General features: G+C 66.2%; 15 protein-coding genes. 8 read left to right on the plus strand and 7 right to left on the minus strand.

The genetic code is table 11. The annotated features are described in order from the left end of the window. Nucleotides 1-265 precede the first annotated feature (265 nt). The 4 genes from R2601_RS15635 to cobS form a co-directional block, all read right to left on the minus strand. The gene (locus tag R2601_RS15635) at nt 266-589 is read right to left on the minus strand and encodes an SH3 domain-containing protein (protein WP_007800054.1); all 324 of its coding nucleotides are present in this window, start codon (nt 587-589) and stop codon (nt 266-268) included. Nucleotides 590-671: 82 nt separating this feature from the next. After that, nucleotides 672-2,549, minus strand: a complete 1,878-nt coding sequence (gene cobT, locus R2601_RS15640) for a cobaltochelatase subunit CobT (protein ID WP_007800056.1) — start codon at nt 2,547-2,549, stop codon at nt 672-674. A gap of 53 nt (nt 2,550-2,602) precedes the next feature. Further along, nucleotides 2,603-3,010: a hypothetical protein gene (locus R2601_RS15645; RefSeq protein ID WP_144266917.1), complete on the minus strand. Its 408-nt coding sequence runs from the start codon at nt 3,008-3,010 to the stop codon at nt 2,603-2,605. Between the two features lie 166 nt (nt 3,011-3,176). Further along, the gene (cobS, locus tag R2601_RS15650; protein WP_007800061.1) at nt 3,177-4,160 is read right to left on the minus strand and encodes a cobaltochelatase subunit CobS; all 984 of its coding nucleotides are present in this window, start codon (nt 4,158-4,160) and stop codon (nt 3,177-3,179) included. A gap of 157 nt (nt 4,161-4,317) precedes the next feature. On the opposite strand from cobS, the gene R2601_RS15655 reads away from it, so the two are divergent. Further along, entirely contained in the window at nt 4,318-4,875 is a 558-nt protein-coding gene (locus tag R2601_RS15655) for a sigma-70 family RNA polymerase sigma factor (protein WP_007800063.1), read from the plus strand. Continuing rightward, nucleotides 4,872-5,570 carry an anti-sigma factor gene (locus R2601_RS15660; RefSeq protein ID WP_007800065.1) on the plus strand — a complete coding sequence of 233 codons (699 nt, stop codon included), beginning with the start codon at nt 4,872-4,874 and terminating at the stop codon, nt 5,568-5,570. The genes R2601_RS15655 and R2601_RS15660 overlap by 4 nt, the downstream gene beginning before the upstream one ends. A gap of 280 nt (nt 5,571-5,850) precedes the next feature. On the opposite strand, the gene R2601_RS15665 is transcribed toward R2601_RS15660, so the two are convergent. The 3 genes from R2601_RS15665 to R2601_RS15675 form a co-directional block, all read right to left on the minus strand. Then, nucleotides 5,851-6,855: an ABC transporter permease gene (locus tag R2601_RS15665; RefSeq protein ID WP_007800066.1), complete on the minus strand. Its 1,005-nt coding sequence runs from the start codon at nt 6,853-6,855 to the stop codon at nt 5,851-5,853. Continuing rightward, on the minus strand, nt 6,848-7,885 hold the full coding sequence (locus R2601_RS15670; protein WP_007800073.1) for an ABC transporter permease: 1,038 nt from the start codon (nt 7,883-7,885) through the stop codon (nt 6,848-6,850). The genes R2601_RS15665 and R2601_RS15670 overlap by 8 nt, the downstream gene beginning before the upstream one ends. A gap of 279 nt (nt 7,886-8,164) precedes the next feature. Further along, entirely contained in the window at nt 8,165-9,871 is a 1,707-nt protein-coding gene (locus tag R2601_RS15675; protein ID WP_007800075.1) for a peptide ABC transporter substrate-binding protein, read from the minus strand. 245 nt (nt 9,872-10,116) lie between these two features. Here R2601_RS15675 and R2601_RS15680 point away from each other — a divergent pair, with 245 nt between their 5' ends. The 6 genes from R2601_RS15680 to R2601_RS15705 all read left to right on the plus strand — a co-directional run bounded on the left by R2601_RS15680 (nt 10,117) and on the right by R2601_RS15705 (nt 17,735). Then, nucleotides 10,117-11,937: an ABC transporter ATP-binding protein gene (locus R2601_RS15680; protein ID WP_007800077.1), complete on the plus strand. Its 1,821-nt coding sequence runs from the start codon at nt 10,117-10,119 to the stop codon at nt 11,935-11,937. An 88-nt stretch (nt 11,938-12,025) separates the two neighbouring features. Next, nucleotides 12,026-12,820 carry an aldolase gene (locus tag R2601_RS15685; protein WP_007800079.1) on the plus strand — a complete coding sequence of 265 codons (795 nt, stop codon included), beginning with the start codon at nt 12,026-12,028 and terminating at the stop codon, nt 12,818-12,820. Nucleotides 12,821-12,828: 8 nt separating this feature from the next. After that, complete coding sequence (locus R2601_RS15690) at nt 12,829-13,749, plus strand: endonuclease/exonuclease/phosphatase family protein (RefSeq protein ID WP_007800081.1); 921 nt, start codon at nt 12,829-12,831, stop codon at nt 13,747-13,749. A 110-nt stretch (nt 13,750-13,859) separates the two neighbouring features. Next, complete coding sequence (argE, locus tag R2601_RS15695) at nt 13,860-15,026, plus strand: acetylornithine deacetylase (protein WP_007800083.1); 1,167 nt, start codon at nt 13,860-13,862, stop codon at nt 15,024-15,026. Next, nucleotides 15,023-16,360: an NAD(P)/FAD-dependent oxidoreductase gene (locus R2601_RS15700; RefSeq protein ID WP_007800085.1), complete on the plus strand. Its 1,338-nt coding sequence runs from the start codon at nt 15,023-15,025 to the stop codon at nt 16,358-16,360. The genes argE and R2601_RS15700 overlap by 4 nt, the downstream gene beginning before the upstream one ends. 208 nt (nt 16,361-16,568) lie before the next feature. Further along, nucleotides 16,569-17,735: a M20 aminoacylase family protein gene (locus tag R2601_RS15705; RefSeq protein ID WP_007800087.1), complete on the plus strand. Its 1,167-nt coding sequence runs from the start codon at nt 16,569-16,571 to the stop codon at nt 17,733-17,735. The last annotated feature ends 57 nt before the right edge of the window (nt 17,736-17,792 follow it).

A 17,792-nucleotide genomic window follows, 5' to 3' on the forward strand; every position in this document is an offset into this window, starting at 1 on the left:
CTGCGCCCGGGTGCCAGTGGCAACTGCGTCGGCCGGGGCGCGACACCGGGGCACTTGTTCAAGGCGGCCGTGGGGGGCGGAGACGCGCCGTGAGCGGGGCCAGAGCGCTCGGGGCGCTGATGGTCTCACCCTTCGAATTTGCTCAACTGCTTCGCATCGCGCGGCCCTGCAGTGTCGCAGGTCTTGTGACCCGACTTGTCGCCCGGCAGTGCCGTGACGTGATCTGGCGGATGCCGCAGCCGTCAGGCCCGGAGGGGCAGGCGGCTCACGGGTAGAAGTCGCACCACGCGGTGTAGACCCAGCCCTCGAACCGGGCTTCGCGGCCGTTCAGGGCACCGTTCCGGACGAAGCACCATTTGCCGTCGCAGGCGCGGAGGTAGGCGGCGTCGCCATTGTGCAGGCTGCCGATCTGCGCGTAGCCCGAGCCGGGGCCGGCGCACAGCGCGAGAAAGCCGTCGCCGTTGGAGTCGAGCCCCGTGACGAGGCAGCCGGTGTCGGTGATGATCTCGCCGCGCGGCGGCACAATGCTCTGTGCTTGCAGCGAGGTCGCGCAGCACAGGGCGAGCGCGAGGCCCGTGAATAGCTTCATGACAATGCTCCTGATCTCGAAATGCCGGATCAGGATAGCAGAGCGCGCCCGCATCCCCTAGCGGCGCGGGCGCCGACCAAGGCTAGCCTGCGCGCTTGATGCCCATGAAGCGGGCGCGGGCGCGCGGGTCGCTGTCGAACAGCGCCGCGAGTTGCTCGGTCATCGCCCCGGCAAGCTGCTCGACATCGGTGATGGTCACCGCGCGGTCGTAGTAGCGTGTCACGTCGTGGCCGATGCCGATGGCCAGCAATTCCACCTGCTTCTTGCGCTCGACCATGGCGATCACGTCGCGCAGGTGCTTCTCGAGATAGTTGGCCGGGTTCACCGAGAGCGTCGAGTCGTCCACCGGCGCGCCATCGGAAATCACCATCAGGATCTTGCGCGCCTCGGGACGGGCGGCCATGCGGCGATGCGCCCATTCCAGCGCTTCGCCGTCGATGTTCTCTTTCAGCAGGCCTTCCTTCATCATCAGGCCCAGATTGTCGCGCACCCGGCGCCACGGCGCATCGGCGCGCTTGTAGATGATGTGGCGCAGGTCGTTGAGGCGGCCGGGCTGTTGCTCGCGGCCCTCGTTGAGCCATTTCTCGCGGGCGAGCCCGCCTTTCCACGCGCGGGTGGTGAAGCCGAGGATCTCGACCTTGACGTTGCAGCGCTCGAGCGTGCGCGCCAGCACGTCGGCGCAGATCGCCGCGATCGAGATCGGGCGGCCGCGCATCGAGCCGGAATTGTCGAGCAGCAATGTCACCACCGTGTCGCGGAACTCGGTGTCCTTTTCGACCTTGAAGCTCAGCGGGGTGGTCGGGTTGGCGACCACGCGGGCGAGGCGGCCGGCATCGAGAATGCCTTCCTCGAGGTCGAACTCCCAGCTGCGGTTCTGCTGCGCTTGCAGGCGGCGCTGAAGCTTGTTCGCCAGCCGCGAGACCGCGCCCTTGAGCGGCTCGAGCTGCTGATCGAGATAGGCGCGCAAACGCTCGAGTTCCTGCGCCTCGGCCAGTTCCTCGGCGGCGATTTCCTCGTCATGCGAGGTGTCGAAGACGCGGTATTGCGGGTCGGCCTCCGAGGCGGGCGCGGGGGCGGGCGGCTCCATCGGCGCCTCGCCCTCGGGCATCTCTGTTTCCTCGCCCATCTCCTGATCGGCCATGTCGTCGGCCGAGACCTGCGCCTGGGAGGCGTCCTGCGTCTCGTCCTGGCTCTGCTCGGGCGAGGCTTCGGCCTCGTCCTGCTGGTCCTCGTCCTGACCGGTGCTGTCGGGCTGCTCCTCGTCGGCGCCCTCGGGTTCAGCCTCGGCCTCGTCCTCGTCGTCGATCTGGTCGGGGTCTTCGCCAAGCTGGTCGCCATATCCGAGATCGGTGATCATCTTGCGCGCGAAGCGAGCAAAGGCGGCCTGATCGGCAAGCGTCTCCTCGAGCCCGTCCAGCGTGCCGCCGGCCTGGTCCTCGATGAAGCCGCGCCACAGCTGCATGACGTGATCGGCATCCTTGGGCAACTCGCGCCCGGTGGCGAGGTGACGGATCAGATAGCCCGCGGCCACCGGCAGCGGTGCCTCGGAGGGCTGGGTGATCTGGCCATAGCCGCGGCGCGCGGCCTCGTGGCCGATCTTGGCGTCGATATTGCCGGCTGTGCCGGGCATGTCGCGGGCGCCCATGGCCTCGCAACGGGCGGTCTCCATCGCCTCATAGAGCTCGCGCGCGATGTCGCCTGGGGGCGCGTAGCGCGCGTGGGTGCCGGCATCGTGGTAGCGGCGATAGAGCGCCAGCGCGTCGGCGGTGCCGCGGGCCAGCAATACCTCGTCGCGGGTCATGCGGCGGCTGACCTGCGGCAGGCGCATGATGTCGCCCGAGACCCCGGCAGGGTCGACGGTGTAGTTCACCGTGAGGTCGGAATCGTCGGCCATGACCTTGGTTGCCTCGGCCAGGGCCTTCTTGAACGGATCTGCGGGGTTGTCGTCATTGCGCGCCATGGGCACAGGTTTCGCGCTCTGGGAAGCGATTGGCAAGGGGCAAAAATCGCCGCTCAGCCGGGCAGGATGGAAGTGCAGCGTGCCAACTCCTGCTCGGCCAGCATTCGGGCACGGGCGGCGCGCCGCGTGTCGCGGTGGAAGCTGGCGGTCTGCAGCAGCCGCGCCTGCGCGAATTTCGCGGCGATGCGCTGGTGCAGGATGCGCGGCCCGTCGAGCCCGGCTGCCCTCGCGTCCGGCAGGATGGCGGCGATCAGCTCCTCGAAGCCTCGGCGCTGGCGCTGTGCGGTGCTACCGTCGCTGCGGTCGATGAGCCAGCCATGTTCGATGGTGGCAGAGAGGCGGCCAGCGCAACTGGCGAAAAGACGGACGCGTTCGGCCGTCTGCGCCGGGACGGCTTCCGATGCGGAAGCCGTCGCGAGGGCGACGAGAGCGCCGCAGAGAAATGTTTTCAAAGCGCCCATGTTTTGAACATTAGCGCAAACTGATTAATCCCACCTAGCGGAATCTTGGAGTTTCTGACCCGATGGTCAAAAAATCAGGGGGGCCGGAGGCCGCAACGCCTGCGCAAGACAAAGGCCGCGCCTCCGGTCAGAAGCGCGGCCCGTTCATGTCTTTCGCAGACGCGGATCAGGCGAGGCTGAGGCTCGCGGCGCTTTCCGGGAGTTCCTCGTCAAAGCAGCGCTGGTAGAACTCGGCCACGGTCTGGCGCTCGAGCTCGTCGCACTTGTTGAGGAAGGAGAGGCGGAAGGCGTAGCCGATGTTGCGGAAGATCTCGGCATTGGTGGCCCACGCGATCACGGTCCGCGGCGACATCACCGTCGAGAGCTCGCCGTTCATGAAGGCGCGACGGGTGAAATCGGCCACCGTCACCATCTGGCGCACGGTCTTGCGGCCCTTCTCGGTGTTGTAATGCGGCGCCTTGCTGAGAACGATGTTGGTCTCGGCATCGATGCTGAGATAGTTCAGCGTCGCCACCAGCGACCAGCGGTCCATCTGGCCCTGGTTGATCTGCTGGGTGCCGTGGTACAGGCCCGTGGTATCGCCAAGGCCAACGGTGTTGGCGGTGGCGAAAATGCGGAAATGCTTGTGCGGGGTGATGACCTGGTTCTGGTCAAGCAGGGTCAGTTTGCCGTCGGTCTCGAGCACCCGCTGGATGACAAACATCACGTCGGCACGGCCCGCATCGTATTCGTCGAACACAATGGCGGTGGGGTTGCGCAGCGCCCAAGGAAGAATGCCTTCCTGGAACTGGGTGGTCTGTTTGCCGTCGACCAGCTTGATCGCGTCCTTGCCGATCAGGTCGATCCGGGAGATGTGGCTGTCGAGGTTGACGCGCACGCAGGGCCAGTTGAGCCGCGCCGCGACCTGCTCGATATGGGTCGACTTGCCGGTGCCGTGGTAGCCCTGGATCATCACCCGGCGGTTGTTGCGGAAGCCCGCAAGGATGGCCATCGTGGTGTCGGGGTCGAACTTGTAGGTGCTGTCGATGTCCGGCACCCGGTCGGTGCGCTCGGGGAAGCCGTGCACCACCATGTCGGTGTCGATGCCGAAGACCTCACGGACCTCGATCTCCTCGGTCGGTTTCGCATTGACGTCGATATCACTGCTCATGGCGGGCCTCTGTCGGATCTGTAAAACGCTTTGCCCCGTGGTGCCCCATATCTCCGGCAGTGGCAAGAGCGGCAGAGCGGCGCGGATAGGGATTGCAACGCTGCGCCATCTCGTTAGGCTGCCGGCAAGAAACGACCCAAGCCAGGCACCGCAGCACGTGACCACCCCGCAAGCCGAGATTGAAGACCTGATCGCCCGGATCGCCATGGGCGACCGCGCGGCGTTCCGGTCACTTTATGATCGGACAGCGGCGAAACTCTTTGGCGTTTGCCTGCGTGTCTTGAATGACAGGGCGCTGGCTGAAGAGGCGCTGCAGGACGTTTATTGCAAGATCTGGGCGCGGGCTGGCCAGTACCGGGTCAACGGGTTTTCCCCGATGACTTGGCTGATCACGCTGGCGCGCAATGCTGCGATCGACCGCCGTCGCAAGCGCGATGCAGGCGAGCGGCGCAAGCAGGATCCGATCGATGCGGCCGAGATGATCGCCGATCCGGGTCCCGGGCCGGCGCAACAGCTGCAGTCGCGGGCCGAGGCAGAAGCCCTGTTCGGCTGCATGGCCGAGCTGCCGCCCGAGCGCGCCGAGATGGTGCGTCGCGCCTATCTCGAAGGCGCAACCTATAACGAGCTGTCCGATGCCACCGGCGTCAAGCTCAACACTGTACGAACCTGGCTGCGCCGCAGCCTGATGCAACTGAGGGAGTGCCTGAGCCGATGAGCGGGCCTGAGGATACGGATCTACCGGGCGGCTGGGAAGCCGCGGCGGCGGAGTATGTCCTCGGGCTGCTGCCGGAGGACGAACTGCGCGCCTTCGAGTCGCAGCTTGTCCAGGATCAGGCGCTGCAGCAGGATGTCGAGGCGTGGGAGGCGTATTTCGCCGCCTTCACCGATGACATCGAAGAAGTCGCGCCGCCGCCGCAAATCCTGCGCCGCACCGAGGCACAGCTCTTCGGAAAGCCGCGCGCGCCGCTCTGGCAACAGATCCTGCCGTATTTCCTTGGCGCCGTGGCCGCCGCGGCCATTGCCTGGATGGCGATGTTCGGCGGGCTCCTGCAATCGAGCGACGAGCCCGATCTCTGGGCCGATCTCGAGACGCCGTCGCGCGGGCTGGTGATGCTGGCGCATTACGCGCCCGACAGCCAGACCTTCATGGTGCGCCGCGATGCGGGTGACTACCCCGACGACCGGTCCTTCGAGATCTGGCTGATCGCCGATCCCGAGAGTCCACCGGTCTCCATCGGTCTGGTGGACCGCGAGCAGCTGACCGAGATTCCGGTTTCCGACGAGATCGCGGCCCAGCTTCCGGGCGCCACCGTCGCGATCTCGGAAGAACCGCTCGGCGGGTCTCCGACCGGCGCGGCAACCGGCCCGGTGCTGTCTCTGGGGCAGCTCGAGCCCCGCGAGGAGCTGTAGGCGCCGCCACACCGATCGGGGCGGGTCCGCATCCCTGTGCGATCACCCCGAGCGTTCCCAGCCAGAGATACCTGTCAGGTCAATGGGCCTGAACAAGTCGGGGCCTGCGCAATACAGAGAAGGGATGGCGCGGTCTTCGGCTGCTTGGGGGCAGGGTCTCAGCGCTGCATTCTGTCCGTTCGAACGGCCGCGGGCATCGCACCAGCCTATCACGATGAGCAAAGAAAAAGGGGCGGGAGATGATCTCCCGCCCCCTTATGATCTTGGATGGTGTTTCGCGTCAGCGGCCGCGGATGCGCGGGTCGAGCGCGTCGCGCAGGCCGTCGCCGAGATAGTTCACACCCAGCACCGTCAGCGAGATCGCCACGCCTGGCAGCAACACCCGCTCGGGGAAGTCCTCCATCCGCGCCACCGCGTCGGCCAGCATCTTGCCCCAGGTGGGGAAGTCCGACGGGAAGCCCACGCCGAGGAAGCTCAGCGCCGATTCCGTAATGATCGCGGTGGCAAGGCCCAGCGTCGCCGAGACCATGATCGGCGACAGCACGTTGGGCAGAAGGTGCCGCTTGATGATCTTGAACGGCTGGGTGCCGATGGAGCGCGCCGCGAGCACGAATTCCCGCTCCTTGAGGGCGAGCACGTCGCCGCGCACGATGCGCGCCGTGGGCATCCACGAGGTGATGCCGACCACCGTCACGATCAGGATGAACATGCCGCCCTCGGGTCCGAAATTGGCGCGCAGCGGTTGCCGGAACAGCGTCACCGCGACCAGCAGGAGCGGCAGGATCGGCAGCGACAGGAACAGGTCCGTGAGGCGCATCAGCGGGCCGTCGAGCTTCTTGAAGAAGCCCGCCATCACGCCCACGCCGGTGCCGATGATCAGCGACAGCAGCATCGCCGCCCAGCCCACCGCCATCGATGCCCGACCGCCGGCGATCAGCTGCGAGAGGTTGTCGCGGCCAAGCTGATCCGAGCCCAGCGGGTGGTTCCAGCCGACATCGGCCTCGCTGTTCCAGATCGCGGTGTAGATCGGCCGCATGTCCTTGTTGCGGATGTCGAGCGCCTGCGGATCGAGGGTCCAGAGGTAGGGGCCGATGAGCACGCCGAAGGTGATGAAGAAGAGGAAGAACGCCCCCATCATCGCACCCTTGTGCTTGCGGAACTGCTCCCACACGTCGCGCCACTTGGAGCGCGGCGGCGCCATCGGGCCCTTGTCCTTTAGTGCCTCGATCGGCGCGGCCTTGGCGCCCTCGGCGAGGATCACGTCGTCTTGCGGGCTGTCAGTCATAGCGGATCCTCGGGTCGAGAAGGCCGTAGAGGATATCGGCGATCAGGTTGAACATCACGATCAGGAACGCAAAGATGAAGGTCAGCGTCATGACCATGGGAAGGTCGTTGGCGAAGAGCGCCGTGATCAGCAACTGGCCGATGCCGTTCACCTTGAAGACGTTCTCGGTGATGATGGCGCCGCCGAAGATTGCCGGAACCCCAAGCGCGATCACCGTGATCACCGGGATCATCGAGTTGCGCAGCACGTGCACCATCACAACGACCGCCTCGCTCAGGCCCTTGGCGCGCGCGGTGCGCACGTAGTCCTGGTTGAGGTTGTCGAGCATCGAGGCGCGCATGTAACGGCTCAGCTGCGCCGTTGTCTGCAGCGCCAGCACCATCACCGGCATGATCATCTGGCTGAGCTGGTACTTGAAGCTCTCCCAGTCGTTCACGACGTGGGTCGTGTCGTAGATCGACGGGAACCAGCCAAGGTAGACCGAGAAGATCACGATCAGCAGAGGGCCGGTGAAGAACGGCGGGATCGAGAAGCCGACCATGGTGACGAAGGTACCCGCCTGGTCGAAGACCGAATACTGCCGGTAGGCCGAGTAGATGCCGATCGGCAGCGCGATCAGCACACCTACCACGTAGCTCAGGCCCACGACCCAGAGGGTCTGCGGGATGCGCTGCAGCACGATGTCCATCACCGGCGACCGGGTCTGCCACGAGATGACCCGCAGCTCGCCCTGGTAAAGGTTCGTGTCGGGCAGCCAGCCGAGCAGGAAACTGTCTCGGGTCAGCCAGTCGATGAACACCTTGGGCTCGGTCCAGAAAACCTGCACCAGCCATTTCCAGTATTGCACCAGTGCGGGCTCCCCGACGCCGAGGGCCTCGCGCATCTTCTGCTTGACCTCGGGCGGCACCGTCAGCGGCACCTGCGCCATGGGATCCCCCGGCGCGAGCTGCAGCAGCATGAAGATCACGAAGCTGATGAACAGCAGCGTGGGCACCGAAAGGACGAGGCGGCGGATCGCATAGGTCAGCATGGGCGGACCTCGCTGGCGGGGGCGCTGGCGCGGCGCCGCTGCGATTGCAGCGGCAGCGTCCGGCACCGATCATGGATGCGGGCTGTATGCGTCATGAATTCCGTGTCTTTGTTGTTGGGCCCGTGCAGCGGCAGCGGCTGACACCATGCGGCGACAGCGGCCGAAAAGGGGAACCGGCCGCGCGGGCCGAGATCGGGGCTCCCGAGAGGTGAGGTCATTAGCAGACCTTCCAAAAAGGGGCACGCCCCCGCGCAGGGCGGAGGCGTGCTTGTCACAGGATCAGCCGTCGATGCGGTACCAGTCGGCCGCGTTCCACAGCTCGCTGTCCCAGGTGTTCAGGACCACGCCACCAAGCGTGTTGGAGTGCGCCGAGACACGACCACGGTCGACCAGCGGAACGATCGTCATCGTTTCCTTGGTGATGATGTCGTTCAGCTGCTTGGCAATCTCGCCGCGCTTGCTCAGCTCGCCGGTCTTCGCCAACTCGTCGAGAAGGGCATCGTACTCTTCGTTGCAGAAGCGGTTGATGTTCTCACCCTGCCACTGCGAGGACGGCTTCGGCTCGTTGCCGCAGCGGTACATTTGCAGATAGGACTGCGGGTCGGTGCCGTCGAAGTTGTTGGCGTACATCTCGACGTCCGCATAGAACTTCTGGAAGGTGTCGGGCGAGCCCGGGTCACCGCCGAAGAACACCGACGAGTCGACGTTGCGCAGCTCGGTCTCGACGCCGATCTGGTTCCACCAGTCCTTGATCAGGGCCTGGAAATCCTGACGCACGGCATTGGTCGAGGTCTGGTAGAGCAGCGACAGCTTCATGCCGTCCTTCTCGCGCACACCGTCGCCATCGCTGTCAGTCCAGCCGGCTTCCTCGAGCAGCGCCTTGGCGCCTTCGAGATCCTGGGTCAGGCATTCCTCGTTGTCCGAGGCGTAGAGCGCCGGCGCGGGAACGAGGTTACAGGTCGGACGGCCGGCCTGACCATAGCCGATCTCGGTCAGCAGCCCACGGTCGATGGCCATCGACAGCGCCTTGCGGACGTTGAAGTCGGACAGGATCGGGTGCGGATGCGCGACCGTCGAGCGTTCGCCTTCCGGCAGGTCCGGCGACGGATCGGTCATGTTCATCTCGAGGCGCTCGACCAGGGTGCCGAAGGCCGAAACCGGGGTGCCTTGGCCGCCTTCTGCCATGGAGGCGAGCACGTCGGGCGCAAGCTGCAGGTTCCAGGCATAGTCGAACTCGCCCGTCTGCAGCACCGCACGCGCAGCCGCTTCCGCGTCGCCGCCGCCTTTCAGCGTGGCGGTCGCGAAGGCCGGCTTCGCCGGGTCACGGTAGTTGGGGTTGGCCGAGAGCGAGATCACGTCGTTCGGCTTGAACTCGTCGACGACGAAGGGGCCGGTGCCGATCGGGTTGAAGTTGGCTTCGGTGCAGGTCGACGCCGCAGCGCCCGTGCAGCTCTCGAACTGTGCCTTCTGCAGGATCGGAGACTGGCCGCCCATGAAGGGGCCGTAGGGGTTCGGCATGGCCTCGTCGAAGTTCACCACGACGGTCAGGTCATCGGGGGTGTCGATCGACGCAATGTGGTCGAACTTGGCCAGCTGCGCGCAGCCGCCTTCGGGATCCATGCAGTAGTCGGCGGTGAATTTCACGTCGGCCGAGGTCACCGGGCTGCCGTCGGACCACAGCAGGCCCTCTTTCAGCTTCCATGTGATCGACTTGAGATCCTCGGACACGCCGCCGTTCTCGACGGTGGGGATCTCTTCCGCAAGGTAGGGGACCAGCTCGCCGGTCTCGGTGTAGCGGCCCAGCGGCTCGAGCACGAGCGACGAGGCTTCGATGTCCTTGGTGCCGCTCGACAGGTAAGGCGTCATGATGGACGGCGCCTGCCAATAGATGATGTTGACGTGCCCGTCCTCGCCGCGCTCGGCGAAGGCTGCGGGGGCAAGTGCACCGGTGGCGACAGCCCCTAGCAATAGGGTCTTGAGCGTCATGGGGTTCTCCTCGTTGGACGCCGGCGCTTTGGCCGGCTTTTTGGTTTTGTCTGAAAGCGGAGTCCGTTTGGACACGAACGATCGTCACCGATCGCCGGGTCCCTCGTCCATCCCGATCATGACCGGTATCGAAAACAGAACGAGATGAAAATGCAAGCACTGCCTTGGCGGAACCTGACAGCAGGGTTTGACACCGTCCAAAACCTGCCCTTAGCTTTGGCATCCGCCATCTCAGGAGAAAATGGATGCTCGACAACGCCATCGCCCGGATCGAGAAACTTCGGGTCGAATTTGAGACGAAAGACGGCACCGTTGCCGGCGTGGAAGACGTCAGCTTCGACGTCGGGCCGGGGGAAACCGTCTGTATCGTCGGCGAGTCGGGCTCGGGAAAGTCGGTTTCGTCGCTCTCGCTGATGCGTCTGATCGAGTTCGGCGGAGGCGAGATCGCCAACGGGCGCCTCATTTTTGACCGCAAGGACGGCGACGAGCTCGATCTGGCCAAGGCCGATCAGGATCTGATGCGCGACATCCGCGGCAACGAGATCGGCATGATCTTCCAGGAGCCGATGACCGCCTTGAACCCGGTCTTCACCATCGAGCGCCAGCTCACCGAGGGACTGCGCGTGCACCGCGACATGAGCAAGGAACAGGCGCAGGCGCGCGCGCTTGAACTGATGCAGCAGGTGCGCATCCCCGAGCCGGAGCGCCGGCTCAAGCAGTACCCGCACGAGCTTTCGGGCGGTATGCGCCAGCGTGTGGTGATCGCCATGGCGCTGGCCTGCAAGCCGCGCCTGCTGATCGCGGACGAGCCGACGACCGCACTCGACGTGACGATCCAGGCCGAAATCCTCGCCCTGATGGACCGGCTCAAGCGCGAGACGGGCACAGCGGTGATGTTCATCACCCACGACATGGCGGTTGTGGCGCAGATGGCCGACCGCGTGGTGGTGATGTTCCGCGGCAGAAAGGTCGAGGAAGGCACCGTCGAAGAGATCTTCGAGAACCCGCAGCACCCCTATACCAAGGCGCTGCTGGCCGCCGTTCCGAAGCTCGGCGAGATGAAGGGCAAGCCGCTGCCCGAGCCGATGAAGCTGCTCGGGCACGAGCAGGACGAGATCAAACCCATCACGGGCACGGATCAGCCTCTGCTCCAGGTTGAAAACCTCACGACGCGGTTCCCGGTCAAAGGCGGATTTTTCCGCCGGACTGTGGCAAATGTGCATGCGGTTGAGGATGTTAGCTTCACCCTGAACAAGGGGCAGACGCTCAGCCTCGTGGGCGAATCGGGATGTGGGAAATCCACGGCAGGGCGTTCGATTCTTCGTCTGGTTGAGCCGATGCGCGGCCGGATCTCGCTTGACGGGGTCGATGTGATGGGGCTCGGCCCCAACATGCTGCGCGATGAGCGCCGGCAGATGCAGATGATCTTCCAGGATCCCTTCGCCTCGCTGAACCCGCAGATGCAGCTCGCCGACCAGGTCGCCGAGCCGATGCGCAATTTCGGCAGCCACGCCGGCTCCGAGATGATGGACCGCGTCGAGATGCTGTTCGATCGGGTCGAGCTGCCGCGCAGCTTCATGCGCCGCTATCCGCACGAGCTTTCGGGCGGCCAGCGTCAGCGCATCGCCATCGCCCGCGCGCTGGCGCTCAACCCCAAGCTCATCGTCGCCGACGAGGCGGTCTCGGCGCTCGACGTGTCGGTGCAGGCGCAGGTGGTGAACCTGATGATGGAGCTGCAGGCCGAACTGGGGCTGTCCTATCTCTTCATCAGCCACGACATGGCGGTGGTCGAACGCGTGAGTCACAACGTGGGCGTCATGTATCTTGGCCGCATCGTCGAGATCGGCCCGCGCGCGGCGGTGTTCGAGAATCCTCAGCACCCCTACACGCAGGCGCTGATGAAGGCGGTGCCGGTGGCCGATCCGCACCGGCGCAAGTCCGAGAAGGACCTCAACTTCAAGCCGATCCCGTCGCCCATCCACCCGGTGGGCTACGAGCCCGAGCCCAACACCTACCGCGAGGTTTCGCCCGGGCATCTCGTGCTGACCTCTGACAGCGGCTACTGACCGAGCGGCACGCGCAGGGCCTCGCGGCGGCGAGGCGGGGGGAGCCTGTCCTGTCACGCAACCAAAGACCGAACCAACAGGACGACCCATGGCCCACAGCCTCACCACCGCGACACAGGCCGCTCCGGCGCTCAGCAACCGGCCCGACCTTGCCACCGACGCGATCCGCACGGCGCGCGAGGATCTTGCGGCCTGCTTCCGCATGGCGGCGCGCTACGGCTTCGAGGAAGGCATCTGCAACCATTTCTCGGCGGTGGTGCCGGGGCATGAGGACTTGTTCCTCGTGAACCCCTACGGCTTTGCCTTCCGCGAGATCACCGCCTCGTCGCTGCTGATCTGCGATTTCGAGGGCAACGTGGTCGAGGGCGCGGGCCAGCCCGAGGCGACGGCCTTCTATATCCATGCCGAGATGCACCGCCGCCTGCCGCGTGCCAAGGTCGCCTTCCACACCCACATGCCCTATGCCACGGCGCTGTCGATGACCGAGGGCGACCCGCTGATCTGGGCTGGCCAGACCGCGCTCAAGTTCTATGGGCGCACCGCGGTGGACGAGGATTACAACGGGCTCGCGCTCGACAACGACGAGGGTGCGCGCATCGCCGGGTCCGTGGGCGAGGCCGATATCGTCTTCATGAAGCATCACGGCGTCATGGTTCTGGCGCCAAGCATCGCCGAGGCGTGGGACGATCTCTACTATCTCGAGCGTGCCGCCGAGGTGCAGACGCTCGCCATGTCGACGGGGCGCAAGGTGCTGCCGGTGCCGCATGACGTGGCGCAGGCCGCCTACGAGCAGATGCGCGAGGGTGACGAGGATTCCGCGCGCCTGCACCTCGCCGCGATCCGCCGTCAGCTCGACGCCGAAGAGCCGCAGTACCGGCACTGACGCTGGCCATGCGTGTGGTGCGGAGCATCGGCAAGGGGCTTCTGGCGGCGTTGGCGTTGATTGCGCTCGTCGCCTGCGCCCAGCAGATCCGCCTCAGCGAGGGCGATGCGCTGCCGCCACCGCCCGAGGACGCGCTGCGGATTGCAACGCTCAACGTGCATTACATCGACCTGCGTGGGCAGGGCGAGGGGCGCTGGAGCCGCGCCGGCTGGGAGCGGCGCAAGCCGGCGCTCGGTGCGGCGGTCGAGGCGCTCGAGGCCGATGTCATCGCGTTTCAGGAGATGGAGAGCTTTCGCGGCGGTAATGCCGATACCGACAACCTCGCCCGCCGCTACCTGCTCGACCGGCTGAGCGGCTATGAGGCGGCGGCGATCGGCGATTGGCGGACGTTTCCCTCGACCCAGCCGATCTTCTATCGCACCGGCAAGCTGGAACTGGTGGATCAGGGCTGGTTCTTCTTCTCCGACACGCCCGACGTGATCTATTCGCGGACCTTCGACGGCTCCTGGCCGGCCTTTGCCTCCTGGGCCGCGTTCCGACAGCGCGGCGGGGGCGATGTCTTTCGGGTGATGAATGTGCATCTCGAATATCGCAGCGCCAGCAACCGGCGGCTGTCGGCCGAGCTGATCGCGGACCGCTTACGCCCGGTGATCGACTCCGGCACGCCGGTGGTGCTTGCCGGCGATTTCAACGCCCTCGCGGGCTGGGAGGTCATGGAGAGCCTCGAAGCCGCCGGGCTGCGGTTTCCGAAGGTGCCTGGCGCAACCTATCACCTGGACCGTGGCCTGCACCTGCTGCCGGCCATCGACCATATCGGCCACAGCCCCGGGCTGCGCGGCGTGGGTGGCCCGCACGTGCCGCAGATCCGGGTGGACGGCGTCTGGCCCGCGGACCATCATCCCGTGGTGCTCGATCTCGCGCGGCCCTGAACGCTGCGAAAGCGGGCAGGGCGCGGGGCCGGAGCCTGCCTCGCGCGCGCCCCACTTGCCCGTCGGTCCCGGGCAGCGTAGGCCATTTGCAGACAAACGAAGGAGCCCCGATGCCGACCCGCCTTTCGCCCCGCGAGATCCTCGAGAAACTGGTGAGCTTTCCGACCGTCAGCCGCGACAGCAACCTGCCGCTGATCGACTGGGTCTCGGACTACCTTGCCAGCCACGGCATCGACAGCCAGCGCCACGCCAAGCCGGCCGAGCCGGACCTGAAGGCGGCTCTCTTCGCCCATGTGGGCCCCGAGGTCGACGGCGGCGTCATCCTGTCGGGCCATACCGACGTGGTGCCGGTGGACGGGCAGGCGTGGAGCTCGGATCCGTGGGTGCTCACCGAGCGCGACGGCAAGCTTTACGGGCGCGGTTCGACCGACATGAAGGGCTTCGACGCGCTTGCGGTCTGGGCCATGGTCGAGGCGCAGCATCGCGGGGTGACGACGCCATTGCAGATCGCCCTGAGCTACGACGAGGAGATCGGCTGCATGGGCGGCAAGGACGTGGCCGAGGCGATGCGTGCGGCGCTGCCCAAGGCCGCCTCGGTGATCGTCGGCGAGCCGACCGAGATGAAGGCCGTGACCGGCCACAAGGGCGGGCTGACCTTCTGGGTGCATGTGCATGGCGTCGAGGTGCACAGCTCGATCCTGCATACAGGCGTGTCGGCGATCATGTATGGCGCCAAGTTGATCGAGTGGGCCAACGACGTGAACGCCGAGAACGCCGCCGCCACGCCCGATGAGATCGCGGCACTGTTCGACCCGCCCTATACCAACCTGCATGTTGGCCAGATCCAGGGCGGCACCGCGCACAATATCACCGCCAAGGATTGCGAGTTCGGCTTCGGGTTCCGTGTCGTGCCGGGCGAAGATCCGAAGCACTGGGAGCGGCGCTTGATGGACAAGGTCGCCGAGATCGAGGCGCAGATGCAGGCGGTTTGCCCAGAGGCGTGGATCGAGGTTGAGACGCTCTTCGAACTGCCGCCGCTTGTGCCGGTGCAGAACAACAGCGCCGAAGAGCTGGTGCGGCAGGTCACTGGCGACAACGGCGTGATGCAGGTGAGCTACGGCACCGAGGCCAGTCATTTCCAGGCGGCTGGCTACGACGCCGTGGTCTGCGGTCCCTCGGACATCGCCATCGCCCACAAGCCCGATGAATATATCGAGATTGCCCAGCTCGACGCGGGACAGGCCTTCATGGAGCGCCTGCTGGAGCGGCTGGCATGAGCGTGGTCTTCCCGTTCCGTGACGAGGGTCCGGTCGAGCATGACGGCGCTCTGCCCGAGGCCTGCGACCTGGTCGTGATCGGCGGCGGCGTCGTCGGCGTGTCCACAGCACTGTATGCAGCCCGCGCAGGTCTGTCGGTGGTTCTGCTCGAGAAGGGCCGCGTGGCGGCAGAGCAGAGCTCGCGCAACTGGGGCTGGATCCGGGTACAGGGCCGCGACATGGCCGAGATCCCGATCGCCTTGGAGGCACAGCGGCTCTGGCCGGACCTGGATGCGGAATGCGGCGGCAAGCTCGGTGTCCGGACGGTGGGCGTGAGCTATCTCGCCCGCTCCGAAAAAGACATGCAGGGATTCGCTGGCTGGCTCGACGAGGCCAAGCCGCTTGGCGTATCCTCGGAACTCCTCGACGCGGCGGCCACCAAGGCGTTGCTTGGCGCCGAGGACAGCCCGTGGGTCGGGGCGCTGCACACGCCCACCGACATGAAGGGCGAGCCCTGGGTCGCGGTGCCGGAGCTGGCGCGGCTGGCGGTGGCGAGCGGGGCGGTGATCCGCGAGCGCTGCGCGGTGCGCGGGCTCGACATGCAGGGCGGCGAAGTCGCCGGCGTCATCACCGAGTCCGGCCGCATCCGCTGCAGCCGTGCGGTGCTGGCTGGCGGCGCGTGGTCCTCGCTCTTCCTGCGTCGGCACGGTGTGAAGATCCCGCAGCTCTCTGTGCGCTCGACCGCGATGGCGACCGAACGCCTGCCGCAAAGCGTCAACACCGCCGCCGTCGACGACAAGCTGGCCTTCCGGCCCCGCGCCGACGGCGGCTACACCCTTGCGCCGGCGGCGTTTTCCGAGCTCTTCATCGGGCCTGACGCGTTCCGTGCGCTGCGCACCTACCTGCCGCTGGCGGTCTCTGGCGAGTTCGACGTGCGCCTCAAGACCATGGCGCCGGCGGGCTACCCGGATGCATGGGGCACGCCGCGGCGCTGGTCCGACGACGAGGAAACGCCGTTCGAGCGCATGCGCATCCTGTCGCCCCAACCCAACGCCGCCAAGGTTGCCGACTGCCGTGCGCGTTTTGGCCAGCATTTCCCGCAGATGGGCGAAGCGCCGTTGCAGGCGAGCTGGGCCGGCATGATCGACGTGGTGCCGGTGGTCGACCGCTGCGAAGCGCTGCCGGGCCTCACCGTGGTGACCGGCATGTGCGGCCACGGCTTCGGCATCGGCCCGGCCTTCGGGCGCATCGCGGTGGCGCTTGCGCAGGGCACGGACCCCGGGCACGATCTCAGTCGGTTCCGGCTGTCGCGCTTCTCGGACGGCTCGAAACTGGTCACCGGGCCCAACCTCTGAGCGTGTTCGGCCAAAGGTGATGCTCTCATATGGTATGAAGAAGTCATGACAAGTGGCTGTTCATAAAGCCTTATGTCCAACAAGTTCCGGGTCTTTCACTGGCTCGGTTCGCCGGGGGACGCCGGCTTCCGCCGCGGTCCGCTTGCAGGGCCCGTCGCGCGGTGGCAGGGTCTCGGAAAATGATCAAATAATAGGGAGCTTCCCAAGAATGCCCGTTAAGAACCGCTTCGCCGAACTGCATCAGGACATCACCGCCTGGCGCCGTGACCTGCACGAGCACCCCGAAATCCTGTTCGAAACCCACCGCACCTCGGGCATCGTGGCAGAGAAGCTGCGCGCCTTCGGCTGCGACGAGGTGGTCGAGGGCATCGGCCGCACCGGTGTGGTGGGCATCATCAAGGGCAAGAGCGACAGCGCCGGCAAGGTGATCGGCCTACGCGCCGACATGGACGCTCTGCCGATCCACGAGGTGACCGGGCTCGACTATGCCTCCAAGACGCCGGGCGCGATGCACGCCTGCGGCCATGACGGCCACACCGCGATGCTGCTCGGCGCAGCGCAATATCTGAGCGAAACCCGTAACTTCGACGGCACTGTTGTGGTGATCTTTCAACCCGCCGAAGAGGGTGGCGGCGGCGGTCGCGAGATGTGCGAAGACGGCATGATGGAGCGTTGGGGCATCCAGGAAGTCTATGGCATGCACAACTGGCCGGGGATGCCCGCGGGCAGCTTCGGTATCCGTCCGGGGGCGTTCTTCGCGGCCACCGACCAGTTCGAGATCAACGTGAAGGGCAAAGGTGGTCACGGCGCCAAGCCGCATCAGGCCATCGACCCGCTGGTCACGGCCTCCCATATCGTCACCGCACTGCAAAGCATCGTCAGCCGCAACTCCGACCCCGACGACCAGATGGTCATCTCGGTCACCGGCATCGAGAGCTCGTCGAAGGCGTTCAACGTGATCCCGGCCTCGGTGATGTTCCGCGGCACCATGCGCACCATGTCCAAGACCAACCGCGAGCTCGGCGAGGAGCGCATCAAGGCGCTGGTCGCCGCCACCGCGACGGCCTTTGGCTGTGAGGCCGAGATCACGTGGCTGCCGGGCTACCCGGCGATGGTCAACAGCGAGGCGCAGACCGAGTTCGCCGCCGACGTGGCCGAGGCGGTCGCGGGGGCCTGCGACCGCGACGCGCCGATCACCATGGGCGGCGAGGATTTCGCCTACATGCTCGAGGAGCGCCCCGGCGCCTATATCCTCGTGGGCAACGGCGACAGCGCCGATGTGCACAACCCGGAATACAACTTCAACGACGAGGTGATCCCGGCGGGCTGCTCGTGGTGGGCAGAGATTGTCGAGCGCCGGATGCCCGCCGCCTGACCCTTTGTTGCGCGCCTTGCCGACGGCAGGGCGCGTCCGACCTTCTGCACGACCTTG

Source organism: Salipiger bermudensis HTCC2601 (genome assembly GCF_000153725.1).
GTDB classification, from domain to species: domain Bacteria; phylum Pseudomonadota; class Alphaproteobacteria; order Rhodobacterales; family Rhodobacteraceae; genus Salipiger; species Salipiger bermudensis.